Origin of the sequence: Acaryochloris sp. 'Moss Beach' (assembly GCF_021497025.1) — a bacterium.
Lineage (GTDB): Bacteria > Cyanobacteriota > Cyanobacteriia > Thermosynechococcales > Thermosynechococcaceae > Acaryochloris > Acaryochloris marina_A.
Genome location: NZ_CP071717.1, coordinates 2,880,867 through 2,906,108, shown reverse-complemented (window position 1 = coordinate 2,906,108; position 25,242 = coordinate 2,880,867). Strand labels below are relative to the sequence as shown.

Here is a 25,242-nt window from a genome sequence, read left to right as displayed (position 1 = left end):
TTAACCCAAAGACCCAGGGGTTGGCAACGTTAACCAAGTGAAGGCCACTGCCAATCCCAACCACAGCAAAAAGCAGTTGCGGGTGAGGCGAATCGCTACTTCGATATGCTTCGCTGTAATCCGTTGTAGGGGATTGCCCAGCAGCGGCTTTAGTTTAGCAACGCCACGATACCAATTTTGTCCTCCCAACTGCACGCCCAAGATGGCAGCATAAGCGCATTCACTCCAGCCCGAGTTAGGGCTAGGATCCTTGCGGGCATCTCGCCAACCAATCACCCAGACAGATTTGAGTTTGCCCGATAACAATCCAACGGTGAGTACTATCAATCGGCAGGGCAACCAGGTCAGCGCATCATCCAGACGAGCACTAAACCAACCCAGATCCGTGTAAGGGGCCGTACGATACCCAATCATCGAATCTAATGTACTGACCGCCTTATAGAACAACGCCATCGGTACGGGGCCTACCCCAGGAATGGCCAGACCCACTAAAGCATAAAACAAAGGAGCCATCACACCGTCCGTGGTATTCTCGGCAACGGTCTCTAGTAACGCCCTTAAGATATCTTGCTCTGCCAAGGTATCGGTGTCTCTACCGACATAGCGACGAAGCCGAGATCTCGCCACGGTTAGATCCGCTTTCGCTAGAGGTTTAAGAACGTCAACCGTTGCATCACGTAAACTACGACCGGCAAAACAACTGGCGAGCAAAACAACTTCTACTCCCAAGCTAATCGGCCAAGCCCACCGGTCCAACCCATAGAACAGCAGCCAGCTCCCCAAACTCACGCTACAAACCAGTGCGATCGTCAGATGTATACCCGCTATCCGCAGTTGCCAGGGTTCATTCCACCACCGAAGTGCTCCCTTGGTATAGCGTTGAATGATCCAACCCATCATTTGAACAGGATGGGGGCACCCCCAAGGGTCACCAATCGCAAAATCAAGGATTGCAGCACTGATCAGGACCACAATAGGTAAGAGCCGGTCGAAGGCCAGTGCAGAATCAGAAGTGATCACTGACTACAAACACACATAAGTATTGAGATAAATCGATAAGTGACGACAAGAGTAGCCATATTGAATCTGGCTTGAGGACTTGCTGTCCTAAGGGGTAGACAGTAGGTATGGAAAACATAGCCATAGTCTAAACTAACTGATCCTACTCCTTTGATGGAGAGCTATCAGGTGACTCGGGAGTTGATCAGGCTGTTTTCAGCCCACTGCCCATAGTACAAAAACAGGAGCCAAGCTTAGCTCCTGTTTTTGTACTATGGGATTTCAAGCGTCAAATCGACTTCCGTCTAATAGGTTACAGAGAAAAATTGGGCTGAATGGAAGGAAGAATAGGTGCAGAAGCAAACAACTGCACGGATCGACTTGAGTTGCGGTCAAAATCACGCTGGAACAATTCCTGACGCAAATAAACCGTTCGGGGCGTGAGTGGGGGTAAGTCACCCGCATCATTAAACCGCTGATCGAAATCCCAATTTCTGATCGGAGGGCTGTAAATATTGCAAGTAGTTTCATTTCTACTGCCACAAAAATCAGAATTGATCCGCCGAGGTTCACTGAGGCTTACCAAAGACCCTCGATAATTCAAAGGAATACCAGACCAATTTTCATGAAATCGCGGGAAGTTGTTGACCCCACCACTTTGGATAGTATTTAGCTGCGTTGCTGAACCGTTGGCCCCCCCAGTAATTTCAGTTCCTGAGAGAAAGGCAGCATTGATAGTAGTTTCAGTAGAATTGCGAGGACCGGCATTCCAGTTAATCGTTCCTCGATTATCTCCTCGAGGATATTGGATGTTGTTGGGATGCCCATTGCCACCAGTAGTATCAAATATCCGGCGATCAGAGTCATCGAGCAAAGATGAATTCGATAAAACATTGATGGAGTCAGCCATAATAGCTGCTGGTCTCCAAGTATCAACAGCTGGATCAGGATCTGTGTGAAGGTTATAGTCACCACGAACGTAGACTGCTTCATCAGAGATAACCGTTAATCCCTCAATGGTCGGCGCACCAGTAACTGCAGCACTAGTATTGAGAGAAGCGCCATTATAAAGACGCACGCCATAGATACTGCCAACTTGAGAGTTATTATCGCTATCAGCATCTGGATCATCACTGAGATTGGGTTTAGGGTCAGGGGTATCTACTGTGACAAACCACACTAAACCCCCATCAGTACGATCATTCAGCTGTGTGGCTCCCATTAATTGCTGATCATGAGAACAATCGAGCAGTGCCTGCACATCAACATCTACCATTCGAATAAAACGACCCTCATCACCACCCGCTACACCATGTTTTTCCCGATAGTTGTAGAAGGTGTTGGAAGTAGAGACAACAGCCTTGCGTACTGTTATTGTCCCTGGAAGGGCAGGTAGGTTAAGAGGGTTCGCAGGGTCAAAGTTAATTTCTTGGTTTAGTCTCTTCCTAAGGCGCACATCAGTGGCAGGTCGACTACTAATGACATTACTATCAACATCGACGTTGACTGAATCAGTAACATGATCACCAATCGTCACAATTCTGTTGGAATCATTTGTACCTAAATTGCTGTTATCGAGTAATTGCAGACGTGTTTTCCCTTGTTGGTATTGAGTTGGACTTGCATCTGAATCAGGCTGTAATACTGCTTCTGGCACTGGGCAACTTCTCAACAGTCGTTCAGATAAATTGTCGTTAGGGGTGCCATCCTGATTGCGAACTTCGAGTACATAACCATTACCGTTGCGATCGCTAGGGTTGCCATTCGTATCAACTTCCAGAACAATCCGCAGATCTGCTGCATCCCAATAACTACTACCAGGAGTGGGGTTATAGGCATCTGGTGATGGTACTTCTAATACATCAATCCCAGTATCAATAGCAGTTCCCCAAGTACTGATATTAGAGGGGGTCGCTGTGGTGTTGGTATAGGATGTAATGGCGTTGCCCTGGCACAGTAAATCTTGAGGATTACCATCTTGTCTACGAATCGTGACGTTGCCGCTGCACTGTTGTCCACCTCTAGCATCTTTGTTCCCTCTGTAAAGGGTGCCGGCAGTTGTCACATCACCGTTGATAGTCAGTCTCAGAGGATTAAAAGCTGAATTTAAATATAGATCGCCATTGGTATGCACCCGACCATTAATGGTCATATCAGGCGGAATACTAAAATCAGCATCATTTTCATAAAATACAGCAAATTGAAATAAGGGAATTACCCGACTCTTGAAGGTCATACCCAATACAGCAGAAGGGAGATCATTTCGTTGGGCAACAGACCATAAATCATACCGATATTCTTGAGCACTTAAGCCTGCAAACCTCTCTCCAGGTGGCACCACAATAGAGATTGGATCGGCCACACCATCCCCATCCACATCATCGGGGACACCATCCAAATTGTCATCTTGCCCTACCTCTTGAATGTAGGTAAAGACATCTTGGCCTTGAAACGTAAATGGACGACAATCAAAATCACCCGTGCCAACACTGCTACCATCTGCGCAGTTATCCCACACTTCGCCGTCATTATTGTCATCTAGGGGAGCCGTGCCTGTAGGGCGCTGAAACCCTCGAAACTGGGTTTGGATTTGTGAAGCACGCAAGTTCAGCCCAGCTTCTGCAGCATAAAAGCCATTACTACTTCTAGCAGAAGCATTGGTACTCGCTGTATCCACTTTGCTGACTACCGCAGCACTAATGAGCAGGGTAGACAAAATCAACAGCATCGCCACTGTAACGACTAAGCTATATCCTCCCTCTTTTTGCCGAGTCTGCTGAAGACGTACCAACAGTTGAAATAAGGAGTGGTGAAAGCGGCTGGAATTGTACTTCATAGCTGTAATAAGTCTCTAAGTAAGGCAAAGAATCTTGTATAGGAAGGCAAAAAAGCTACAGACCGTTAATCGTCGGACTTAGCATTACGTGGATAGAATCTAGAAGAAATCTGGCGCTGATCGGCATCCAATGCAGTTAAATCAGATTCAGATGGATCGACAGACTGCAAATCTACCTGTAGAAATTGCAAGGATGTAAAGGGGTTAGTCTGCTGGTAAGTTTGTGGATCACCACCTGGCGTAGAATTAAATGCATCTAGAGGGTTGGGATTGGTCGTCAACTGTGCTTGTACCTGAAAATCTGCAACCTGGTTGACTATCGATACGAAATTACCCCGATTCACACTTAGCTGTAATACATTGTTATTCAGCCGGTAGTGTCGCTGCTCAAGGAGATAAATCACGGGTCTATTGGCCACTTGATAGGTATTGGCGAAAGCAGCACCATCCCCAACAAATATCCGATTCAGGGTCGGATTAGGCGTCGCATCAGGTGCCTCAAATGAGTAACTAAAAAATTCACCCTCACGGTCTACAGGGTCATATATATAGGCCGTTACGCATTCGTCATCACAAGTAGTTGAGGCAAGGGCAGCTACTCGATCACATCCCGCAACATTGTCTTGTTCACAGCGTTCTCTGCTTGCCAGGGTCAGTGGATCGTTCAAATCATCATTATTACCATCCGAATAGATCGGACAGTCACCAGCACCAGGTCTCACAGCAACGGTTATGGTTGCTTGGACACCAGCATTAACATCTTCACAAACGGTCAATGTGTCAGAGATGAGTTTGCGCTGCAGAATAACTTCGTCTGGTGCTCCTGCTGCACCATCTATAACAGACACCACAGGCAAATTAATATCCGTCTCTAAAAAGTCTCCCGTATTTTTAATATCAGCACCTATGAGATCCAAACCCACCCGCAAGGTTTGATTAGATTCTGCACGAACCTGATCGGAGACAAAGCGCCTACGTTGGTTGGTAATCAGTCCCAGAGAAGAGACCAGCACTACCGAAGCAATAAGGGTTGTAACCAATAATTCAACCAGCGTAAAACCTTTATTGGAGGTTGGTGAAAACAGTTTCAGCTTGGTAAATTTCGTCGCCATTGTGGAATACCTGAAGTGTGATGTGCCGGGAGTCTGGGTTGGTGCAGAATGCTGGATTCTGGCAGTAAGTAACGATAGGGGTATAAGTCTTACCCAAGTAAGAAACATCTGTTAGGGTGTCGGAGCCAGTAGCTTGTAGAGTCGTGGTATCTACCTGGCGCAGTCCATCTAGCACTTGCTGAGCAACAGCAATACCTCCAGTGCGTCTTTCGTTGTTAATCGTAGAAATTGTGTAGTTCAAAAAAACCGGCACAATAGATGCTGCAGCCACAAAAAAGATCAGCAATGAAACCAGCGCTTCTACCAGGGTGAGACCTTTGTCGTCAGTATGTGAAGTCCGCAACATTCTGAGCAACAATGGATTGGGGGAGTGAGGTCTATGAGTTTTCATGAATTTCTCGATCTACGATACATTTCTCATTTCTAGGGAGTTACCGTTAACTGATATCAGTAAGATCAACTGTGCCTCCGCGAAAAATAGTCATGGTTCGTTGGTCACTATTTCCCGTATGCTGCATCGTTAGAGCCAGGGTTTTATCCGCTATTCCTCGAGTGTTAAAACAGATATCCCAAGTTGTAGGCGTCGCAGCCACTCCATCTTCCGTAACGGTAGTCAACTGTGCCGGTGTATCTAGACTTAAATCTTCGTAGACCATTTGCCCATCTTTTTCGACTTGGTCACTAATAATGGTCCAATTAGCAGCATTCGGTTCAGTACACCTATTCGCTCGCTCCATCACAAATTGTGTATTTGAGATCGGGCGAATCCGCACTGCAGAAGTCGAAGCCATTGCTTGAGCCCTAGCCCACTTCATACTCGCGGCAATTCGGTTAGATGAATCTCGCAGTGGATTGTTACCAAAAGTGATCGCAGGTACGGCAAAAGCAGCTAGAAATGCCGTAAGTGCAATAACAACCATGACTTCGATAAGTGAGAATCCTGCATCAGGATCTGATGGTTGCAAATATTTAATTAAGTGGTTGTAAAGTACCAAAGACAACTTGTACTGACCCATGAGATAAACTCTATTCTTAATTCCTAGGATGGACTCAACTTAAACAAAACTGATCACCATCTAATTGAGGCGTCGATCGATATTTTGCACGTCAAGAAAATCGCCATGCAAAAGCACACCAAGATCTCACAAACAAGTGACTCTTGATTAGTCTCCATGCTGGTTTCAGTAGCTCCCAAGCACCAATTCCAGAAATAGGTTCGGTAGATATTGCCTTACGATTTCGCAATCCCTGACAATAACTTTATATAAAATCTTCCTTCGTCACCTCAGTGATATCCCGGAAATCCTATAAGTCATACTTTTCAGACACTTAAATATACAATCAAGAAATATATTATCTCAGTGAAAACAATGATCTCGACTAAGAGATATGAAACAACAGAATAAGTAAACTAAAGACCAATATCAGAAAAAAATATTGCTAGATTTCTTACCCTAGCAATAGATCATTCATGAACTATAGAATCGAGCAATCTTTATAAACTGCTGATTGATATTGGTTAATTAGTAGATAGAGAAACTTATATTGGTGTGTAGAATGTGGCTGAATCAGGTATTTACAGAATCAGGCACAACCCTTTCAACCTAGACATATCAAGGTGAATGAATTATTTTCCTGAGAGTCTAGTTTAGAAATCGAAATCACTAGCTTGTGTGATTCTAGATCACTGAAAGTTATTTTTATTTGAGTGTTGACAAAATATTTTGTTATCTCAAAAAACTACAGCTAAGGCCTGATCTAAATCACATTATTGTCTGCCAGTACTGAAGCCAACTGCTAGAATGGCTATACTCGAAATCATTGATTGACGTGAGGAGAAATACTTAATTTTTTATAGAGATATTCGGTATAGTTTGTATAACAATCTGCAAGATCTGTATTAGATAGAATGCTGTACATCTGTGTTGGCGAAAACTCTCAACCATGAATAAATGGATTGTATACTCTCTGAAATACCGAAAGGGACAAGCAGGCTTTGCTTTGCCTGTCGCCATTGGGATGGGACTGATTATCCTGTTAGTCGGGTTGACGATGCTTTTGCGATCGCAAGATAGTCAGGTGAGTGCGATCGCACAAAAAGATACCGCAAAAAGCCTCAACGCCGCAGAAACCGGGGTCAACGAAATCCGTAACCTCATCAATGATTATCGTGAACTTGCTGCATTTCCTGCTTGTGAAGGGAGCTGGGACAGCAATAACCTCTGCCTTGATAACAGCTCAATCAAAAGCTGGAAAAATCCTAATAATATCGCTAATCCTTTTTTAGGATGTGCTCTGGATGATAATACTAAAATCACCAATATCGCTAAACGAACTGTTTGGCACAATGTAGGCTCTAGTGTTTCTTCTCAAGGCGAGTATCGACTATTGGATTACAACGTTTCAAATTTTGCATATAATCCAGCAACAAATGCCTTAACTGCTACTGGTACCTTGACAGTGCAAGGAAGAGTCAATACAGGTGAGCCAAGCGAGTCCATGTCGCAGTTAGAAGTAAGATTTCCAGTCCATAAACCTACTGAACCTTCTGCTACTCCAGGCTTATGGGTACAAACTTCTGCTAACACAGATGAGATTAAGGCTGATATTTTAGCTGAATGTAATAATTCAATCACAACACAAAGAATCACGGCTGTACCCACCCCCGGTTATCAAGCTAGACAGCTAGATCTTAGTGCTGCAGGTATCAGTATGCCATCAGTTCCATCCGAACCCGATGGAGTAAAGGATCTACCTCCTCCTCCAACTGGATATGATTTCACAACTTTACCTCTTAATCCGCTTGAGCTACCTGATGATGATGGTGTTTATCGGTATCGTATCAACAATCTCAACCATGGACTGAGAATCTACAACAATGACAGCAGCAAATCTCTAGTTCGTGTCGAATTATGGATTGATGGAGATATCAACCTCCAAGGACAAAGAATCCAAAATTTGTGTGGTACTCGCTCTGACTGTAATGCATTAACAGTCAAAATATATGGCCTCGGTACCAGCAAAACGATAACTCTAGATAAAGGTACAGTTGTCTGTGATACTTTCATCCTTGCTCCAGCATATCAAGTCAGCAATACCGACACAGGTTCCATAAATTCTAATGAGTGTAGTAGTGGCATAAAGAATACAGGTATTTTTTGGGTTGATAGTTGGGCTAACTCTGGCTCCATCAGAACTCCTGTCCTAGATCCTCCTAGAGAGACTTGGGCAGCTGTACTGAATGATTCTAATCTGAATGTTGCGTGGGATAATCCTAATCAACCCTATCCTCCCCAACTTGGTCCTATTCAATCTTGGACTACTCAATCTATTCAACCTTGAAACTCCTACAAAGAATGACTGCATTTCACAAAGATTATCTAAGTACGATTAGCTTGATAAATACATGACTATTGCTGACATTACCTCAAAAAACTTTTGGGATAATATCTGTAAAAGAATAAAAACTGAATTGTGACCTCTAGTGACAGTGAGTCTATTTCATGCCTATGCAGCCGAAAGTTTATAGCACCAAAGAAGCTGGCTTTACTCTTGTTGAAGTATTGGTTGGTTTAGTAGTGATCACAGGCTTTATTACTACCGCCATGCAAGCTTTTGTAGCAGCAACTGCGTTTAAAGTGAAAGGTCAAGAACTAAGTGAAGCAACCACATGGATTCAAGAAGACCTTGAAAGAGTAAAATATGAAGCCAATAAATTAGATTTTGACGGTTCTAGCTATATTTTAGGTCTTATTGCTCTCAAGAGCTGTCAGGCAACTTCCAAAGAGGAAGGCTATGCTGCCCGGCTGCAAGATAGAATTAATAGCAATGCTCCAGTAGATACAAACAAAACCAGTACCATTGGCAATCGTCCGTACATCTTTACTCGCACATCTAGTCTCCCTAGTACAGCCCCTTTCAATTTTCTAGCAGTAAAGTACGAGGTCGAATCTGCTGATGCCCTCGCTGCCGCTCTTGCTGCGAATGAGCCTCCCCCTCCTCCTATCGCTATTACTCAAGCTAAAGTTATTCCAGATGCTTCCTTGGCATGTCCATAGTTGAAGTTTCTATCAACTACTTAATGACATGCAACGACTAAAATCTATCAGAAGACATCAAGGTTTTTCTTTACCTGAAGTCTTAGCTATTGTTTTAATCATAGGAATTTTTGCCGCTCTAGGAACTCCTAGTTTTTTAAGTTGGGTCAATAAAAAAAGGGTAGAAGATGTTCTTGCGCAAGTTGAAGGTGCTTTAAAAGAAGGTCAAGCTTCAGCAATTCGAACAAGCCAACGCTGCAGTTTGACCATCACATCTTCATCGGTTGCAGCTAACCCCTCTAATTGCTTACCAACAGGGAGCCGAGATCTAACTCAAGTCAGCGGCAGAAACCAAATATCAGGAGTAACACTAGTTGCTCAAAACCCAGACACAATAGAGTTTTCTCCCAAAGGATCTACTTCTTCGAGTAACGTCTTTGTGTTTTACCATCCTGACCAATCAGGAGGAATGCGCTGCTTAGCCATTTCTGCAGGTATTGGCATCATTCGAGTAGGAGAATTTAAAGGCTCATTTCCTCCTTCTTCAGGGCAAGCAACACCCACTAACTGCCATACGTCATCTTAAGTGTGTTGCAGACCGCTTTGTCGAAATTAAAAAAACTGATTGTAAATTGGCAAGCTAATTTACTGAAATGTAATGTCTAAAGTTGATAAAATAAACTAATATTTTTCCTCTAAACTAATATATACAACTCTCTCACTATCCAGAAATCAAAGTTTCTAGCTAAATCAACTCAATTTATTAGACATTTTACTTTCAAGCACTATAAAACGTTCATTTTTTGCTATTTACACTGAACATATGTATAGACTTCCTCGCTTTCATACAACTGTGAAACCTTCAGCACAAATACAAGGATTTACTCTCCCTGAATTGCTAGTTGCTGCTGCTATTAGCTTGGGAGTTGTTTCGTTAGGTGGATTCGGCCTAGTTGCGATTTTGACATCTAGTCAAACGGCCAATGCTCAGAATGAAAGGCGCACAGAGCTGGATCGTTCTTTAGACTTCATTGCCACAGAAGTCCGCCAGGCTGAAAAATTAGAGAAAAACGTAGCGACTGCCACTAAGCCGAGTGACTTTAATACGGGGCTACCAACAGGAGCCGCACCTGTACTCATGTTGTACCCCAAAATAGGTGGAGTACCAGTCATTTATTACCTGGCTTCCTCAACAAATAACACTTGGCGAGGTCCTAAAGTTGTTTACCGTTGGGGTCCTAGCATAGATAGTGATGGAGAGTATATTGATGCAAATGTCCCCGCCAATTGGGAACATGAACCACTCATCGATCGCATAGAAGACACAGGAACATTACCCAGTTGTCCTCCAGGCTGGACAGGTACGGGCACATCTAGTTTTTTGTCATGTGTTAACGACACAGGCAGCCTTGCCAAACTTTACAAGCAAGGCAGCGTGGTTAAAGCCTTGGGTCCCAATGAAATTTATGCAGCTGATGCGACCGTTGCTACCCGACCAACCTATGCAACGGTCCCTGCTCCTTCAACATCTTCCGGCGCAACTTCCGACCGAATTTTTAGTGTTACTGATGGGACAGTAACCTTTACAAACGATGCTAATATCAGCATCAATGTTGTTGGAGGTCAGGTCACTTGTGGAGTGAGCGGTCCTGCTATTCCCACAAACGCCACAGTTAATTTTGTCTTTCCTAGCAGCACACCTGAGAGCATGACCATTAATCCAGGTGATCCAACCTATACTCGCTCAGTACCTCGAAATACAACTCTTACCATTACAGGAAATCTGTTGGATAATGCATCGGACAGTTGTGGTGACACAACACTCAGCTATTTTTCTAACTTAAATGAGTGGAATAGTGCTGCATTGAAACAGGTGATTACACTTTTCAATGGTGATACTTCACCCTCTTTCCAGCCTTACGGAGGACAAGCGTCTATTACATCATTCTTAGAAGACGCTGAAGTATTAGAAGGCCCTGACGACACAACCTTACAACTCAATGACAATCAGGTCGTCTTCTTGTATGAATTAGGAGTTGAGTATGACTCCAATTACACCAATAACTCTGCCTTTGATATGCAAGATGTCGTTGTAGAAGCTGAAATTAGTCCTATCTAATAGGGATTAGCCACATCATCAAAATCTAAACAACAAAGCTAGTCTCTGCCCCTTGTGCTGCCTGCCAACTGCGAGCATCAAAATAAAGATCTTCTAGAGAAATACTGTAGAGAGATTCCTTAAGTTTTTGGTGCAGGCGTTTCCAGAGAGTGAGGGTCACCCAATCTTCTGCTTGCTGGGTTGCTGCTGATTGTTCTGTAAACGGTTCAACCGTTTCTCCCACCGCCTCCAAAATATGCCCCAGAGAAATTTGCACTGGAGGACGGGCTAACTGATAGCCTCCCTTAGAACCCCGAACAGACCGAACCAGCCCCGCTTGTCGTAACTCCATCAGCAACTTCTCCAAATAGGGAGCCGGGAGAGACTGGCGTTTTGCAATCGCATTCACCGATGCCGGTCCGAAATTGGGCTGCAGACTCAAATCCAGCAACGCCTTCACACTATAGTGTCCCCGTGTGGTTAACTTCACCCTAGTCTCCGTTTCTTAGATCTATCTGTAGGAATTTCGCCAAAAATTCGCTTGGGGTAACGTCTCAGCCTAAACTGTTAAGTTGATGGACAACCCTGTTGATTGTTCATTCTACTGCCTAAACTTTTTTGAAATCATACATGTCCTTGCCTGAGTCCGACCGTCGTACCAAAATTGTGGCCACCGTAGGGCCAGCCATCTCCAAGCCAGATATGCTGCGGGCGGTCATAGAAGCAGGAGCCACCACTCTCCGACTCAACTTTTCCCACGGCACCCATGACGATCATCTGCGCTCCATTCGCCTGATTCGGCAACTCTCTTATGAGATGAACCAGCCCGTTGCCATCTTGCAAGACCTGCAAGGGCCCAAAATCCGCCTCGGTAAGTTCGCTGACGGCCCCATCACCCTCAAGAATGGGGATCCTTTTGCTCTCACCAGCCAGACCGTTCCAGGTACTCAAACCAGCAGCATGGTTACTTATTCCAAGCTGGCGGATGAAGTATCTGTGGGAGCCACCATTCTCCTCGACGATGGCCGAGTCGAGATGGTCGTTGAGTCCGTAGATACTTCTTCCAGAACCCTGCATTGCCGTGTGGTTGTGGGAGGAAAGCTGTCTGACTCCAAAGGCGTTAATTTCCCAGGGGTTTATTTATCCGTCAAAGCTCTGACCGATAAAGATCGAGAGGATCTACAATTTGGCCTGACTCATGGCGTTGATTGGATTGCCCTCAGCTTTGTCCGCAACCCAGCAGACGTCATCGAAATCAAAGAAATCATCGCCAATGCGGGTAAATCCATCCCCATCATTGCCAAAATCGAAAAACATGAAGCCATCACCCAAATGGAAGAGATTCTCAGTCTCTGTGATGGGGTGATGATTGCTCGGGGCGACTTGGGAGTTGAGCTGCCTGCAGAGGATGTCCCAATTCTGCAAAAGCGGTTAATTGCTACGGCTAACCGTTTGGGTATCCCTGTGATTACGGCCACGCAAATGTTGGACAGCATGGTCAACTCTCCCAGGCCGACGCGGGCAGAAGTCTCTGATGTGGCCAACGCCATTCTAGATGGCACTGATGCAGTCATGCTCTCCAATGAGGCCGCTGTTGGCAACTATCCTGTGGAAGCTGTGGCCACTATGGCCAAAATCGCAGAGCGGATTGATCACGAGAAAAACATTCACACTAGCACTGCTCTAGACACATCCGTAACAGCCATCCCTAGTGCGATTAGCCAAGCTGTGGGCCATATCGCTGCTCAGCTCAAAGCCAAAGCTATTCTCACCTTTACAAAAACTGGATCAACTGGACGCAATGTCTCCAAATATCGGCCAAATATCCCCATTTTAGCCGTGACGCCCCACGTAGAGGTTGCTCGCCAATTACAAATGGTCTGGGGCGTACAGCCGTTGCTGGTCCTCAATTTGCCCTCTATTGATGAAACGCTACAAGCTTCTCTCAATGTGGCCCAGGAAAAAGGCTTAGTGGAAGAAGGCGACTTAGTGGTGGTGACTGCAGGCACCTTACAGGGGGTCGCGGGGTCCACGGACTTTATCAAAGTCGAGATTGTCACTGCCGTTATGGGCCAGGGCATTGGCATTGGCAATGGCTCTGTCAGTGGCTTAGCCCGCGTCATTACCACTCCCAACGGTATTAAAGGCTTCCACCGGGGCGACATTTTAGTGGCGAAGGCAACCGATGCTAGCCATGTCGATGCCATTCGCAAAGCTGCCGGTATCATCACTGAAGTGGGAGGAATGGACAGTCACGCCGCCGTATTGGGTCTGCGCTTGAGAATTCCGGTGATCGTTGGCGTCGAGAATGCTACCCGCATGATTCGGGACGGCACCCACCTCACCTTAGATATGAAAAAAGGGTTGGTCTATTCTGGCACGATGGCCCCAAGTGCCAACAGCTAGGCACACCGTTACACCTAATGGGAGTTCACGTACTAGACTGGATCTTGGAGTCGCATCCTACCCATTCGGCATTTTTAGTTCATGAACACCATTGTTAGCGATCAAGCTGCCATTAATAACCAGTTATCCCAACGCTTTATTGCTTTAGATCCGGGTGGCTACTTTTTGATCTATCTCGATCGGCAAGCCCCAGCCATTTGTGCGGATCACTATGCCAATGACATTAACGACAAAGGCTTAGCCGTCGACCCTGATACGGGGGAACCCTTATCTTGCCGAGGAAAAGTGGAACGCAAACCCGATGCTAAGTTCCGCGCTAAAACGGCTAAAGAACTCTGTATTGCTATCTTTGAAGAGCCACAAACTTGCCTGGTGACCCAGCTGGATCACGCTGCTTATTTAGGTCGCGAGTTTATCCGGGCCGAAATTGCCCTGGCCCAAGACCAAGAATATATCCAAGACTAACCTCCCATGAATGACTGAGCCACTCTCTACTTCTCTCGCTAGTTCTCCATCCATCAAAATTGCTGTGATTGGGGATATTCACGACGCTTGGGATGAAGAGGATCCAAAGGCATTGGCACAACTCGGCGTCGATTTAGTCCTGTTTGTAGGGGATTTTGGCAATGAGGCGGTGGAAGTGGTGCAGGCCGTCTCCACTCTAGAACTGCCCTATGCCGCATCCTTTGGCAACCATGATGCCTGGTATACCGCCACGCCCTGGGGCACTAAAAATTGTCCCTACGATCGCAGCAAGGAAGACTGGGTCCAGCAGCAATTAGATCTATTAGCAGAGGCCCATGTGGGCTATGCCCACCGGACTTTTCCCCAACTCGACCTCAGCGTAGTGGGGGGGCGACCTTTTAGCTGGGGTGGACCCGACTGGCGCTGTGCCGGATTTTATCGAGATCGCTTTGGCGTCAAGAATTTTGAAGACTCCACCGCTCAAATTGCGAACGCTGCCGCCACAGCTCCTTCGGAAACGATTATTTTTTTGGGACATAATGGTCCCTCTGGGTTAGGGGATCAGGCGGAAGATCCCTGTGGAAAGGACTGGAAGCAGTTGGGTGGAGATTTTGGCGACCCGGATTTGCGAGATGCGATCGCAAACACCAGAACCACCGGCAAACGAGTCCCCCTCGTTACCTTCGGCCATATGCACCACAACTTGCGCCATACCAAAGCCGTCCAGCGCAAGCGACTCTGTGTGGATGAAGCCGGCACCGTCTATCTCAATGCCGCCTGTGTGCCGCGAATTATCAAAACGGAGCAAGGGCTTCAGCGCAATTTCTCTCTAGTGACGTTGCAAGATCACCAAGTCACGGATGTACAGCTCGTCTGGGTGGATGCCGCCTATGACATTGCTTCCTCAGAAACCCTATACTCCAACACCGCTCCCCCCGCTGATATCATCCCTACATTGGTACCGTCTTCTTCCGAATAGACCGGGTCGTATCGTTCTGAAATAGACAGTCATGGCAGAGTCTCAGAATAGTTCCGAACGCAATCGACGCTGGCGGCTAATCCTCGGGGGCGGCGAGGCCGATGGTATCGGTGCAGAGGGTGGGTTAACCCTCGACTCCCAGGATACGGCGATGGATCAGACCTTAGCTACCCTATACGAGGCCCAAGACAAACGATCAGGCGGATTAGGGGGCTCATCCCCCAAAGTCGCTCGCTGGCTGGGGGATATTCGCAGCTACTTTCCCAGTTCTATTGTCCGGGTGATGCAGCAAGATGCCCTCGAACGGTTGAACTTGCAGCAGATGCTGTTAGAGCCAGAAATGCTCGCCGCTGTGGAGCCGGATGTTCATCTGGTGGCCAATCTGCTGTCCCTCAGTCAGGTGATGCCCAGTAAGACCAAAGAGACAGCTCGGCTAGTAGTGCAGCGAGTGGTCGAAGACTTACTACACCAGCTTTCTAACCCCATGCAGCAGGCTGTTCAGGGCAGTCTAAATCGGTCGATTCGCAATCGCCGCCCTCGACACCACGAGATTGACTGGCACCGGACCATTCGGGCTAACCTGCGCCATTACCAACCGGAGTATCGCACGATTATTCCTGAAACTCGGATTGGCTTTGGTCGCAAGCGCTCAGCCCTCCGCGATATTGTCCTCTGTGTCGATCAAAGCGGCTCGATGGCCACTTCTGTGGTCTATGCCAGTATTTTTGCAGCGGTCCTGGCTTCCCTCCCCGCAGTCAAAACCCAGCTCGTAGTGTTCGACACCGCCATTGTCGACTTAACCGATCTGCTGCAAGATCCGGTGGATGTGTTGTTTGGCACCCAACTGGGCGGCGGCACAGATATCAACCGAGCCTTAAGCTACTGCCAGGGGTTAATTCGCAAACCAGAAGAAACGATTTTGGTGCTGATTAGCGACCTATATGAAGGGGGGAATCGCGAAGCCATGCTCAAGCGGGTTGCCTCCCTGGTCAACTCAGGGGTGCAGATGGTGACGCTATTGGCTCTCAGTGATGACGGTGCCCCTTATTTTGACCATAGCAATGCCGCTAAGTTTGCCAGTCTAGGCATTCCTGCATTTGCCTGTACACCTGATAAATTTGCCGATTTAATGGCCGCCGCAATCCAACGCCAAGATATTGGTCAATGGGCTGCGAAGGAAGAAATTGTCACCGCTTCCCAATGACCTCTGCATCTCTCTTAAGCTGCTTTCGGAGCCAGTTCGGACCTATACCGTTTGGAATTGTTCATCAAACCATACTCTGCGCCAGCGCCGCTCTAGTAAACACACCCCTAATTCTTGCTCTAGCTTTTTAATTCCCACCAACAGGGAGGGTTAGGTCACATAAAGGGTTTCCGCAGCCTTCGTGAAACTGCCATAGTTTGCGATCGCAACAAAATACTTGAGCTGAGAAAGTTCCATCTTGCCATAAACACTACCTATAGGATACAGACCAAAACCACATTGCAGGCTAATTGTAAGGCCCAGTAGGATGCTCCTAAATCTACCCGCCTTACGTTTCACAAGCTACCTGTTGCTGCCCCCATCCACACTCCTGATATGAAAACATCATTATCTTTGTTTATCTATCAAAGCAATGATGTGGGGATAGCAAGACTCAGCATACGTTCAGGCAAATCTTTCTCACTTCATCACCTGGCTTCAGCGAATTATCATCTAGGTGCGACACCAGGCGTTCATACTCAGGCTGAAGCAGATGAGCAACCATCAGTTTTGTTAGGAAAAGGGCTGACCCCACCATCGGCTCTAGTCCAGCCATGATGAATCACTCTCTACCCAAATTCGATCACTATTGAGGGCAGCATGAACGGGATCGGTCTACTCTTAGCCATAGGTTTAGCGTTTATTCATGCCTTTGTCTCCAAGCTGAATGTCTCCAAAATCATTCCTGAACATCGATGGATCTCTTTTGCCGGAGGTGTTTCCATTGGCTATGTCTTTCTAGAAATATTCCCAGAACTGAGCCATGCCCAAAAAGAATTAGAGCATTCGGCTATTCCCTTGGTCGCCTATCTAGAAAATCACGTCTATATCTTGGCGCTTTTAGGACTGCTTGTTTTCTATGGACTGGATATCTGGGCCTCCACATCTAGAACCTTAAATCAGGCTACGAACAATATTGATCGGGCCACTCCGGTTGTATTTTGGATTCATGTAGCAGCATTTGCTGTCTTGAATATCATTTTTGGCTATCTGCTCCAGGAGTTGAAAGACCACACCCTTATGGAGTGCATCTTATTTTTTATCGCCGTAGCTCTGCACTTTTTCATCATCGATCACAACTTAAGAGAGCATCATAAACACCCCTATGACCGCTATGGACGCTGGTTTTTAACAGCTGCGATTATGGGGGGTGCGGTCGCAGGTCAAGCCATCCATTTAGACAAAGCCGCCCTTTCGACGGTCTGGGCATTTTTGGCTGGGAGCATCATCCTCAATATATTGAAACGGGAATTACCGGATGAGAACAAAAGCTGTTTCTGGTCGTTTATTGGGGGAAGCACCCTCTATGCTGGGCTGCTGTTATGGAAGTGAATACTCAATCAAGGAGCAAAGACTATGCCTGAGATAATCACTGAGTGGTTTCGGGTCTTAGACCTAGACGAACTACCCGAAGGTCGCGTCAAAACCGTAGTTGCAGGTCATAAAAGTCTGGCCTTAACCCATCACCAAGGCCAATATGGTGCCCTTGATAATCGCTGTCCCCATCAAGGCGGTCCCCTAGGCGAAGGTTCTATTGAGAATGGCCTACTCCGCTGTCCCTGGCATGGGTGGGATTATTGCCCCCTAACGGGCAAGCCTCCAGGGGAGTTAGAAGTGGATGATTCCCTCGACACTTTTACGGTAGAAGTGCGAACCGATGGAGTTTATGTTGGCTTACCTGTTGAGGCACCTCACACTCGCACAGTCAGCGATGTGATGGCTGAAACCATGGTGAATTGGGGCGTCACCCATGTATTTGGCATGGTGGGTCATTCTAATTTAGGGCTGGCAGATGCCCTGCGCCGCCAGGAAGAACAGGGCAAGCTCACCTATGTTGGCATTCGCCATGAGGGAGCCGCTGCCTTTGCCGCCTCCGCCTATGCCAAGCTCACGGGCAAACCGGCTGCCTGTTTAACCATTGCTGGCCCCGGTGCCACAAATCTTCTGACCGGGATGTGGGACGCCAAAGTCGATCGCGCTCCTATTTTGGCCTTAACGGGACAGGTCAATTCTCAAGTTTTGGGCACCGGCAACTTTCAAGAATGTGATTTATCAGCCGCCTTTAGTGGGGTCGTCGCATGGAGTCAAACGGTCCTCAGTCACAGCAAACATGCTGAGTTGATGACCTTGGCCGTTAAACATGCTCTTTTAGAGCGCAATGTCTCTCACCTGATTTTTCCCGATGAAATTCAAGTTCAGTCTGCCATTGATGTGCCTGCTGCAACGCCCACCGGACGCATCACCCCACTGCAAATCGCTCCCCCTCCTGAGTCCTTACAGCAGGCAATTGAAAAACTCAAACCGTCTCGCCGTCCCGTCATCATCGTCGGCCATGGGGCCCGTTTTCATATGTCTGCCATTACGGAATTGGCTGAACTGCTGAACGCCCCCATCCTGACGACATTTAAAGGGAAAGGGCAGATTCCTGACGATCATCCCCTGGGATGCGGCGTATTGGGACGCAGCGGTACACCGATTGCCAGCTGGTTTATGAATGAAGCGGATGTGCTGCTGGTGCTGGGGGCCTCCTTCTCCAACCATACCGGTATCTATCCGGGTAAACCGATCATTCAAGTGGATTTTGATCCGCTGGCGTTAGGTAAATTTCATCCCATAGAGGTGCCCGTTTGGGGTGAAATTAGCATTGTGGTGGAGCAGCTCAAGAGCGCACTAGTAGGGCAGGTGAATACAGAAAATGTCAGATCTGAGATCTCAGAACGTTGGGGGATCTGGCGGGCTGAAAAAGCCCGTCGAGAATTAGATGACCGCGGGCAAGGACTCAACTCTGCTACTATTTTTGCCGCCATGACCCGACAAGTATCCGCCAATGCAGTCATAGCAGTGGATGTGGGCAACAACACCTATTCCTTTGGTCGCTATTTTGAATGTCAGGCCCAGTCCGTTTTAATGTCGGGGTATCTCGGGTCCATCGGGTTTGCCTTCCCGGCTGCTATGGGAGCCTGGGCTGCAGCAGGCCAGGAGCGCCCGATTGTTTCCGTTTCAGGCGATGGTGGGTTTGGCCAATATTTGGCGGAATTTACAACCGCCGTGAAATACCAGATGAATATCACCCATATCCTGCTCCATAACGATCAGTTAGGCAAAATCTCTAAAGAGCAGAGAGCAGGGGAATGGGATGTCTGGCAAACTTCATTACACAATCCTGATTTTTCTAAATACGCTCAGAATTGCGGTGGGTTCGGCATCCGCGTCACCCAACAGGAGGAACTGGATGACGCCATCGCTCAAGCCTTGGCTTACGATGGTCCTGCCCTAGTAGAAATCATGTCTGATCCAGAGTTGATTTAAACGCTTCACCTTTGCCACTCCTCCTGATCTAATCAAACATTTATCCATCAATCCAGAGGAATTATGTCTGAACAACTGACTAAACTCACTCAGCACCAATGCGAGAATGCCCCTGCTAAATATGACGATCTCAAGGCCCTATTCCTGAACTGTACTCTCAACCGAACCCCTATTTTGTCTCATACGGAAGGGGTCATTCAGATCGCCAAAAACATTTTTGAAGCCAATGGCATCCAAACCAAGGTCATTCGCCCCGTGGATTACGATATCCCGGCTGGCTTGGGCTTGGACATGTCCCAAACGGATGAATGGGATAAGGATGATTGGCCCCAGATTCAAAAAGAGGTGGATGCTACCGACATTTTGGTTCTATGTACCTCTGTGTGGCTGGGGGAGAAAAGCTCCGTTTGTAACCGAGTCCTAGAGCGCATGTATGGTTATACCCATTTACTCAACGACAAAGGTCAATATCGAGATTACGGAAAAGTAGGCGCGACCTTAATTACGGGCAATGAAGATGGCGTCAAACATTGTGCCATGAATATTTTGTTCTCCCTCTCTCATATTGGCTATACGATTCCACCCCAAGTGGATGCCGGGTGGTTAGGGGAAGTGGGTCCTGGCCCCTCTTATCTAGATCCAGGCTCGGGTGGACCCGAGAATGATTTTACGAACCGCAATACCACCTTCTTAGCTTGGAACTGTATGCATATGGCTCGGCTATTGAAGGACAGTGGCGGGATTCCAGCCCACGGGAATTTACCGGATGCTTGGGAAGCTGGGTGTAAAACGGACTTTAAGAATCCCGAGCATAAACGCTAGATATGACAATGCTTCGGAGGCAAAGATTTTGCGGTAATCAGTGGGACGCAATCTTCTTTTGCATTTCATCCAGGACTCAGTGGTCAAGCTTGTCGTGATGAAATAGATCAATCCCCTTACGGTGGTCAAGCATAGCAAGGTTTTTGGGCTTGACTACCCAAAATTTTGAGACCCTATAGACCTATTACTGGTTGTAGGAAGAGTTACGGGATTGCGATCGCTTTGCCCGTATCTTTTGATTCGCTTGCTGAGTGTCTGTGGGGGGCTGAACCTGGGAAGCAGCCCAGTTATAGGACGACACGATCATCCCCGGTCCAAGATTGGGGGCAGGAACCAAATCAGCAATCACAACTACACTTGCAAAGACAGCAGCCAGGATTTTTGGATTAATTTTAAGCGTGTCCATGAACTGGCGTCCTTATCAATGCAAACGAGGGATTATTTTTCTATCGTCACCATTAATTCAGAGAGGAGCTGTGATAAATTGCAGTTTTCGATATGACACAGATCACAGCTCCCAGATTAGAAGAGCTTAGTTGAGTAATCTAGTAGTTTTATAGAGCAAAATCCACAAAAGAGAGCGCACAATCAAGAATTTCTTAATTTAGTTCGATAATACTATCTCTCAAATTTAATTTATGTGTCTGAGAAGACCATGAATCTAGCCTAAATTCTTCGCTTTCGGCTTCAAGCATCCCTCCAAACGATGCGACTAAAATGCCGCTACCTCTATCAATCCCGCAATACTTTCCTGTCTTTCTGCCAATTCCGGTAGGTTGAAAGAGACCCTATCGAACTTCGGATCATGGCAAAGGTTGTCATTGTCGGCGCAGGCCCCACGGGTGCCTCTTTAGCACTGTTACTAGTTCAGCGTGGAATTGATGTCACATTGGTTGAAGCAGCCCATAGCTTTCGGCGAACGTTTCGGGGTGAAGGGCTGATGCCTAGCGGCTTAGCAGCTTTAGACCAAATGGGATTATTGGGGCTGATTGAAACAGTGCCCCACCAAGCCCTAACAGCTTGGGAATATATCCTAGAAGGGCGCAGGATGTTCCAAGCCCCCGAACCATTCCAGGCCAATGCCCTGGCCTGTACCTTAGTATCACAACCCGCTTTACTAGAAGCGTTAGTCGAAAAAGCTCAGCAGCATCCTTCATTTGAATGGATTCCAGGAACTGCTGTCAAAGCATTGCTGCACGAGGAGCATCGCATTAGTGGAGTCCAGCTAGGGGATGGTCGCACCTTAGAAGCGGATTTGGTGATCGGAGCAGATGGACGCAATTCCCTCGTCCGCCAGCAGGCCAACTTAGAGATGGAGCCTCTGTCCCATTCCATTGATTTACTGTGGTTCAAACTGGCAGATAGCTCCTGCCTTCCTCCCGAGAATATCTTTTATGCCATCGTTCATGGCCACCAGACGATGGGCTTATTTCGCAGTGCGGAAGGCAGCTTACAGTTGGCCTGGGCCTTGTATGACGATAATCCAACGGACTGGAAGAACACGGACTGGCCAAAAAAGATTGCCGCCGCCTCACCCACCTGGCTGGCCCAGCACCTGCAAAAACATGCCCAAGATCTAGAACGCCCGCTTTTGCTGTCTGTGGTTGTGGGTCGCTGTCCCCAGTGGTCGGTTCCAGGATTGCTGATTTTAGGAGATGCAGCTCATCCCATGTCGCCCATTCGGGCCCAGGGGATTAATATGGCCCTCCGGGATGTGATTGTAGCGGCTAATCATCTTGTACCCCTGCTCCAAGATGCTGTGAATATTGAAATTCTGGATCAAGTCTTACCCCAAATCCAAACGGAGCGAGAACCGGAAATTATCCGGGCTCAGACCTTGCAAAATGAAGAACTCGCCCAAGGCGATCGCCTCCGCCATAGCCCCTTCTTACGAACCCTCGTTAAATCGACGTTACCCTTTAGTAGTCCGATTATTCGGGCTTCCTGGCTACGACGACAACAACAGCTGCGACAGGGCGTGACCGAGGTTCGCCTCCAGGTTTAAGCAGACCTGGCACAATAGAATGACATGTCCCCCGAAGGAAATCCTATGCAGCTTCATCTCTGTACCTGGTTAGAAGTTGAAACCTATCTGCAAAGTTCCAAAGGCATTATTATGCCGATTGGATCGACAGAACAACATGGTCCCACGGGGTTGATTGGTACGGATGCTATTTGTGCTGAGGTGATTGCCAAAGGGGTGGGAGAAGCAACCCAAGCACTAGTGGGTCCGACCATCAATGTTGGCATGGCCCTGCACCACACAGAATTCCCTGGCAGCATGAGCCTGCGTCCCTCTACTCTACTTCTGGTGATTCGGGACTATTTGATTAGTTTGTCGCGAGCAGGATTTCGCCAGTTTTTCTTTATCAATGGTCATGGCGGTAATGTCGCCACATTAAAGGCTGCCTTTTCAGAAACCTACGCGACGATTGCGGACTTAAACCTACCGGAAGCGGATCAAACCCGCTGTCGCCTCAATAATTGGTATATGAATTCCCAGGTCTATCAGTTGGCGAAAGAACTCTATGGCAGTCGCGAAGGTTCCCACGCTACTCCCAGCGAAGTAGCGGTTACCCAGTTTGTCTATCCTGAAGCGATTAAAGATGCTCCCCTTAGTCCTGAAGTCGCCTCTGGACATCCCATTTATAGCGCTGCGAACTTCCGCCAACATTATCCCGATGGACGCATGGGTTCTGATCCGTCTTTAGCCACACCAGAGCATGGTCAGCGTCTCTATGAAGCAGCGGTGGAGTCGATTGCAAAGGATTACCACAAGTTTCTAGAAGCTCAATAAGACACTGGACCTGTTATTCAAGCCATAGGTTTGCTCAGACCGGTGCTGTGAGAGGAGCCCCAAACAGGTCGATACCATCCAGATTGGCATTGTACAGGTTGGCATCTAAAAGATCCGCATCGATCAGATTGGCATTGCTGAGATTCGCATCACTGAGGTTAGTCCCTCGGAAATTGGCATTGCTCAGATCGGCACCATCTAGGTTGGCATTGTTGAGGTTGGCATTGTTGAAGTTAGAGCCACGAAGGTTGGCGTTGCTAAGATTCACATGACTGAGATCGGCACCGATCAGGTTGGCATTGCTGAGGTTAGCACTGCAGAGATTGGCGCTATCCAAGTTAGTGTTGCTGAGGTTGGCACCATTGAGATCTGCACTAATTAGGGTGGCACTGCTCAGATTAGCCACAAACAGATCAGCACCGAAGAGGTCAGCGCTGCTGAGATTGGCATTGCTGAGGTTGGCACTGCGAAGATTGGCATTACTCAGGTCGGCACCATTGAGGTTGGTACTTTCCAGGATTGACAGGATAAGATTTGCATCCCTAAGAATGGCATCACTGAGGTTAGCATGGCGCAGGTCAGCCCAACTCAGATTGGCACCGCTCAGGTCAGCACCGTTGAGAGGGGACTCACTCAGGTTGGCAGCGCGGAGGTTAGCATTGCGCAGATCTTTCCGTTCTCCACCTTCCGTCACCAATTCGTGAACCAGTCTCCATTTCGGATCGATCTGCGTTTCATCCGAAAGAATGGCACCTCTGAAGTTGGCACGGGGGAGGTTGGCATTATTGAGGTTGGCCTCACTGAGATCCGTACCCCTTAGATCAGCCCCACTGAGATCAGCATCTTCCAGGATGGCAAAGATGAGGTTGATATTGCTGAGATTGGCCTTGCTAAGGCTGGCATTGCTGAGATCAGCCAGAGGTAGGTTGATCGCCTCATGGGAATTTTCATGGCGCCACTGATTCCAAACGTCAGTACCACCCAATAAAAGCTGCAGTAAATCACCATGGCTTAAACTAATCTCGATCTGAGTTTTACTCATAAATTCTCTTTTTCAGAAGAAATACATCGATATATAAGCTTATTTCCCAATTTAATTCCAACTTTATACAAGTTTGCCCTCTATTTCACTCAATAACAACCTCCTCAACCCAGCCAGCTTGAATCGCTGACCTGCTCTTTCCCATCGGATAGGTCTTCGGTGAGGTATGGCAGTCTATTTTTTGCTTTAATGCGCTTTAACCTGTAGCCACCGTTTTTTCCAAGCTTTGGTGGGCTCTAAAGGTGATGTTTTTTGCTCTTGCTGGCGTCGAGCCTGAATGGTGGTGGCAGGATCGATCAACTGAGGATCACGATAGGGTATCGCAGCCACCGTTTGCAGATGTTCTTGCTCTTGAGGGGTCAAGGTAAGAACATCTGTCAGGGTGAGTCCGGCAATTGTTCCCGTCGTTCGCCGACCGACAGGGGGACTCGCTGCGATCGCAAATCCTGCTTCAATCAATCCCGTCCGCACCGCCGCCGCGCAAGAGTAGGTGGCTAAGTGCCCTTGAGGGTGAAGACATTGACTTAACACCTGAAAAAACTCTACGGTCCACAGCTGTGGACAGTTCGGTGGAGAAAACGGATCAAGGAAAATCGCATCCGCAAGAAACTGCTGTTTCTGTACCGCCTGCAGGGTTTGCCGAGCATCACCAATCAGCAATTGTGCCTGACAATCAGGGGATTGAAGCTCTAGATCGTGAGCCAAGGTGTTTAAATAGGTCTGAACTTGAGGCGACCCGATTTGCAATACAGCATTTGCGATCGCAGCTCTCGGCACAACCGGATTGAGTTCCAAGGCATAGACTTGCACTTGGCAGTCCGGGTTAATCTGCCAAATCGTCTCCAAAGCCGCCGCAGTGTTATACCCCAACCCATAGCAAACATCTAAAAGCTTGACCTGTCCCTGCTTCGCTTTTTCCGGCAGCAAGGTGGGATAAACAAATTTCCCCATGGCTTCCTGATGTGCCCCGTGATGGCTATGGAAGGTTTCTCCAAACTCAGTTGAATAAAAGGTAAAGGACCCATCCCCTGTCAGTTTAGGGGTGAGCTGTTCTGCACTATCCATTATGCAAAAACCACTACCAATCTAGTTGTAGC

Annotated in this window: 22 protein-coding genes and 1 pseudogene; 13 read left to right on the top strand and 10 right to left on the bottom strand. The window is 47.4% G+C overall.

The features are described from left to right. From cbiB to HRE53_RS13685, 5 genes are all read right to left on the bottom strand, one after another. Positions 1-1,020 carry an adenosylcobinamide-phosphate synthase CbiB gene (gene cbiB / locus HRE53_RS13705; protein WP_235106848.1) on the bottom strand — a complete coding sequence of 340 codons (1,020 nt, stop codon included), beginning with the start codon at positions 1,018-1,020 and terminating at the stop codon, positions 1-3. Between the two features lie 292 nt (positions 1,021-1,312). Next, positions 1,313-3,835 (bottom strand): hypothetical protein, encoded by a 2,523-nt coding sequence (locus tag HRE53_RS13700; protein WP_235106847.1) that lies wholly within the window; start codon positions 3,833-3,835, stop codon positions 1,313-1,315. 65 nt (positions 3,836-3,900) lie between these two features. Further along, the gene (locus HRE53_RS13695; protein ID WP_235106846.1) at positions 3,901-4,947 is read right to left on the bottom strand and encodes a PilW family protein; all 1,047 of its coding nucleotides are present in this window, start codon (positions 4,945-4,947) and stop codon (positions 3,901-3,903) included. Further along, positions 4,898-5,338 carry a type II secretion system GspH family protein gene (locus HRE53_RS13690; protein ID WP_212663934.1) on the bottom strand — a complete coding sequence of 147 codons (441 nt, stop codon included), beginning with the start codon at positions 5,336-5,338 and terminating at the stop codon, positions 4,898-4,900. Before HRE53_RS13690 ends, HRE53_RS13695 begins: the two co-directional genes overlap by 50 nt. A 46-nt stretch (positions 5,339-5,384) precedes the next feature. Then, positions 5,385-5,963 carry a GspH/FimT family protein gene (locus HRE53_RS13685; RefSeq protein WP_212663933.1) on the bottom strand — a complete coding sequence of 193 codons (579 nt, stop codon included), beginning with the start codon at positions 5,961-5,963 and terminating at the stop codon, positions 5,385-5,387. A gap of 1,036 nt (positions 5,964-6,999) precedes the next feature. Between HRE53_RS13685 and HRE53_RS13680 the strand changes: the two genes are divergently transcribed. The 4 genes from HRE53_RS13680 to HRE53_RS13665 all read left to right on the top strand — a co-directional run bounded on the left by HRE53_RS13680 (position 7,000) and on the right by HRE53_RS13665 (position 11,103). Beyond that, entirely contained in the window at positions 7,000-8,289 is a 1,290-nt protein-coding gene (locus tag HRE53_RS13680) for a hypothetical protein (RefSeq protein ID WP_235106845.1), read from the top strand. Between the two features lie 167 nt (positions 8,290-8,456). After that, positions 8,457-9,005 carry a prepilin-type N-terminal cleavage/methylation domain-containing protein gene (locus HRE53_RS13675; protein WP_235106844.1) on the top strand — a complete coding sequence of 183 codons (549 nt, stop codon included), beginning with the start codon at positions 8,457-8,459 and terminating at the stop codon, positions 9,003-9,005. 28 nt (positions 9,006-9,033) lie between these two features. Next, complete coding sequence (locus HRE53_RS13670; protein WP_235106843.1) at positions 9,034-9,570, top strand: prepilin-type N-terminal cleavage/methylation domain-containing protein; 537 nt, start codon at positions 9,034-9,036, stop codon at positions 9,568-9,570. Between the two features lie 267 nt (positions 9,571-9,837). Beyond that, positions 9,838-11,103 carry a type II secretion system protein J gene (locus tag HRE53_RS13665; protein WP_235106842.1) on the top strand — a complete coding sequence of 422 codons (1,266 nt, stop codon included), beginning with the start codon at positions 9,838-9,840 and terminating at the stop codon, positions 11,101-11,103. A 25-nt stretch (positions 11,104-11,128) separates the two neighbouring features. Here HRE53_RS13665 and HRE53_RS13660 read toward each other — a convergent pair whose 3' ends face one another. Further along, complete coding sequence (locus tag HRE53_RS13660) at positions 11,129-11,572, bottom strand: RrF2 family transcriptional regulator (protein WP_212663928.1); 444 nt, start codon at positions 11,570-11,572, stop codon at positions 11,129-11,131. Positions 11,573-11,712: 140 nt separating this feature from the next. Here HRE53_RS13660 and pyk point away from each other — a divergent pair, with 140 nt between their 5' ends. The 4 genes from pyk (at position 11,713) to HRE53_RS13640 (ending at position 16,136) form a co-directional block, all read left to right on the top strand. Beyond that, positions 11,713-13,488, top strand: a complete 1,776-nt coding sequence (pyk, locus tag HRE53_RS13655; protein WP_235106841.1) for a pyruvate kinase — start codon at positions 11,713-11,715, stop codon at positions 13,486-13,488. Between the two features lie 81 nt (positions 13,489-13,569). Beyond that, complete coding sequence (locus HRE53_RS13650) at positions 13,570-13,953, top strand: DUF4346 domain-containing protein (RefSeq protein WP_235106840.1); 384 nt, start codon at positions 13,570-13,572, stop codon at positions 13,951-13,953. Positions 13,954-13,963: 10 nt separating this feature from the next. Continuing rightward, complete coding sequence (locus HRE53_RS13645) at positions 13,964-14,932, top strand: TIGR04168 family protein (RefSeq protein ID WP_212663925.1); 969 nt, start codon at positions 13,964-13,966, stop codon at positions 14,930-14,932. Positions 14,933-14,963: 31 nt separating this feature from the next. Continuing rightward, positions 14,964-16,136 (top strand): VWA domain-containing protein, encoded by a 1,173-nt coding sequence (locus HRE53_RS13640; RefSeq protein ID WP_235106839.1) that lies wholly within the window; start codon positions 14,964-14,966, stop codon positions 16,134-16,136. 75 nt (positions 16,137-16,211) lie between these two features. On the opposite strand, the pseudogene HRE53_RS35160 reads toward HRE53_RS13640, so the two are convergent. Continuing rightward, positions 16,212-16,373: pseudogene (locus tag HRE53_RS35160) on the bottom strand (LysR family transcriptional regulator); the annotation flags it as partial. Positions 16,374-16,775: 402 nt separating this feature from the next. On the opposite strand from HRE53_RS35160, the gene HRE53_RS13630 reads away from it, so the two are divergent. The 3 genes from HRE53_RS13630 to HRE53_RS13620 all read left to right on the top strand — a co-directional run bounded on the left by HRE53_RS13630 (position 16,776) and on the right by HRE53_RS13620 (position 20,306). Next, positions 16,776-17,507: a hypothetical protein gene (locus tag HRE53_RS13630; RefSeq protein WP_235106837.1), complete on the top strand. Its 732-nt coding sequence runs from the start codon at positions 16,776-16,778 to the stop codon at positions 17,505-17,507. 24 nt (positions 17,508-17,531) lie between these two features. Then, positions 17,532-19,484, top strand: coding sequence for a thiamine pyrophosphate-binding protein (locus tag HRE53_RS13625; protein WP_235106836.1), 1,953 nt, complete (start codon positions 17,532-17,534; stop codon positions 19,482-19,484). A gap of 63 nt (positions 19,485-19,547) precedes the next feature. Then, positions 19,548-20,306, top strand: a complete 759-nt coding sequence (locus HRE53_RS13620) for a flavodoxin family protein (RefSeq protein WP_212663921.1) — start codon at positions 19,548-19,550, stop codon at positions 20,304-20,306. Positions 20,307-20,490: 184 nt separating this feature from the next. On the opposite strand, the gene HRE53_RS13615 is transcribed toward HRE53_RS13620, so the two are convergent. After that, the gene (locus HRE53_RS13615; protein WP_235106835.1) at positions 20,491-20,712 is read right to left on the bottom strand and encodes a hypothetical protein; all 222 of its coding nucleotides are present in this window, start codon (positions 20,710-20,712) and stop codon (positions 20,491-20,493) included. 399 nt (positions 20,713-21,111) lie between these two features. Between HRE53_RS13615 and HRE53_RS13610 the strand changes: the two genes are divergently transcribed. Both HRE53_RS13610 and HRE53_RS13605 read left to right on the top strand, forming a co-directional pair. Beyond that, positions 21,112-22,311, top strand: coding sequence for an FAD-dependent oxidoreductase (locus tag HRE53_RS13610; protein WP_235106834.1), 1,200 nt, complete (start codon positions 21,112-21,114; stop codon positions 22,309-22,311). A 45-nt stretch (positions 22,312-22,356) separates the two neighbouring features. Next, positions 22,357-23,103: a creatininase family protein gene (locus tag HRE53_RS13605; RefSeq protein ID WP_235106833.1), complete on the top strand. Its 747-nt coding sequence runs from the start codon at positions 22,357-22,359 to the stop codon at positions 23,101-23,103. A gap of 34 nt (positions 23,104-23,137) precedes the next feature. Here HRE53_RS13605 and HRE53_RS13600 read toward each other — a convergent pair whose 3' ends face one another. Beyond that, on the bottom strand, positions 23,138-24,145 hold the full coding sequence (locus HRE53_RS13600; protein WP_235106832.1) for a pentapeptide repeat-containing protein: 1,008 nt from the start codon (positions 24,143-24,145) through the stop codon (positions 23,138-23,140). A 186-nt stretch (positions 24,146-24,331) separates the two neighbouring features. After that, on the bottom strand, positions 24,332-25,210 hold the full coding sequence (locus HRE53_RS13595; RefSeq protein WP_212663916.1) for a tRNA (5-methylaminomethyl-2-thiouridine)(34)-methyltransferase MnmD: 879 nt from the start codon (positions 25,208-25,210) through the stop codon (positions 24,332-24,334). Positions 25,211-25,242: the final 32 nt, after the last annotated feature.

Excerpts from the sequence above, each read along its gene's own strand:
- HRE53_RS13620 (WP_212663921.1), top strand. The coding sequence starts at position 19,548 with ATGTCTGAACAACTGACTAAACTCACTCAGCACCAATGCGAGAATGCC.
- HRE53_RS13650 (WP_235106840.1), top strand. The coding sequence starts at position 13,570 with ATGAACACCATTGTTAGCGATCAAGCTGCCATTAATAACCAGTTATCC.
- HRE53_RS13675 (WP_235106844.1), top strand. The coding sequence starts at position 8,457 with ATGCAGCCGAAAGTTTATAGCACCAAAGAAGCTGGCTTTACTCTTGTT.
- pyk (WP_235106841.1), top strand. The coding sequence starts at position 11,713 with ATGTCCTTGCCTGAGTCCGACCGTCGTACCAAAATTGTGGCCACCGTA.
- HRE53_RS13630 (WP_235106837.1), top strand. The coding sequence starts at position 16,776 with ATGAACGGGATCGGTCTACTCTTAGCCATAGGTTTAGCGTTTATTCAT.
- HRE53_RS13695 (WP_235106846.1), bottom strand. The coding sequence starts at position 4,947 with ATGGCGACGAAATTTACCAAGCTGAAACTGTTTTCACCAACCTCCAAT.
- HRE53_RS13645 (WP_212663925.1), top strand. The coding sequence starts at position 13,964 with ATGACTGAGCCACTCTCTACTTCTCTCGCTAGTTCTCCATCCATCAAA.
- HRE53_RS13685 (WP_212663933.1), bottom strand. The coding sequence starts at position 5,963 with ATGGGTCAGTACAAGTTGTCTTTGGTACTTTACAACCACTTAATTAAA.
- HRE53_RS13625 (WP_235106836.1), top strand. The coding sequence starts at position 17,532 with ATGCCTGAGATAATCACTGAGTGGTTTCGGGTCTTAGACCTAGACGAA.
- HRE53_RS13670 (WP_235106843.1), top strand. The coding sequence starts at position 9,034 with ATGCAACGACTAAAATCTATCAGAAGACATCAAGGTTTTTCTTTACCT.
- HRE53_RS13615 (WP_235106835.1), bottom strand. The coding sequence starts at position 20,712 with ATGGACACGCTTAAAATTAATCCAAAAATCCTGGCTGCTGTCTTTGCA.
- HRE53_RS13610 (WP_235106834.1), top strand. The coding sequence starts at position 21,112 with ATGGCAAAGGTTGTCATTGTCGGCGCAGGCCCCACGGGTGCCTCTTTA.
- HRE53_RS13640 (WP_235106839.1), top strand. The coding sequence starts at position 14,964 with ATGGCAGAGTCTCAGAATAGTTCCGAACGCAATCGACGCTGGCGGCTA.
- HRE53_RS13600 (WP_235106832.1), bottom strand. The coding sequence starts at position 24,145 with ATGAGTAAAACTCAGATCGAGATTAGTTTAAGCCATGGTGATTTACTG.
- HRE53_RS13595 (WP_212663916.1), bottom strand. The coding sequence starts at position 25,210 with ATGGATAGTGCAGAACAGCTCACCCCTAAACTGACAGGGGATGGGTCC.
- HRE53_RS13690 (WP_212663934.1), bottom strand. The coding sequence starts at position 5,338 with ATGAAAACTCATAGACCTCACTCCCCCAATCCATTGTTGCTCAGAATG.
- HRE53_RS13700 (WP_235106847.1), bottom strand. The coding sequence starts at position 3,835 with ATGAAGTACAATTCCAGCCGCTTTCACCACTCCTTATTTCAACTGTTG.
- HRE53_RS13605 (WP_235106833.1), top strand. The coding sequence starts at position 22,357 with ATGCAGCTTCATCTCTGTACCTGGTTAGAAGTTGAAACCTATCTGCAA.
- HRE53_RS13680 (WP_235106845.1), top strand. The coding sequence starts at position 7,000 with ATGCTTTTGCGATCGCAAGATAGTCAGGTGAGTGCGATCGCACAAAAA.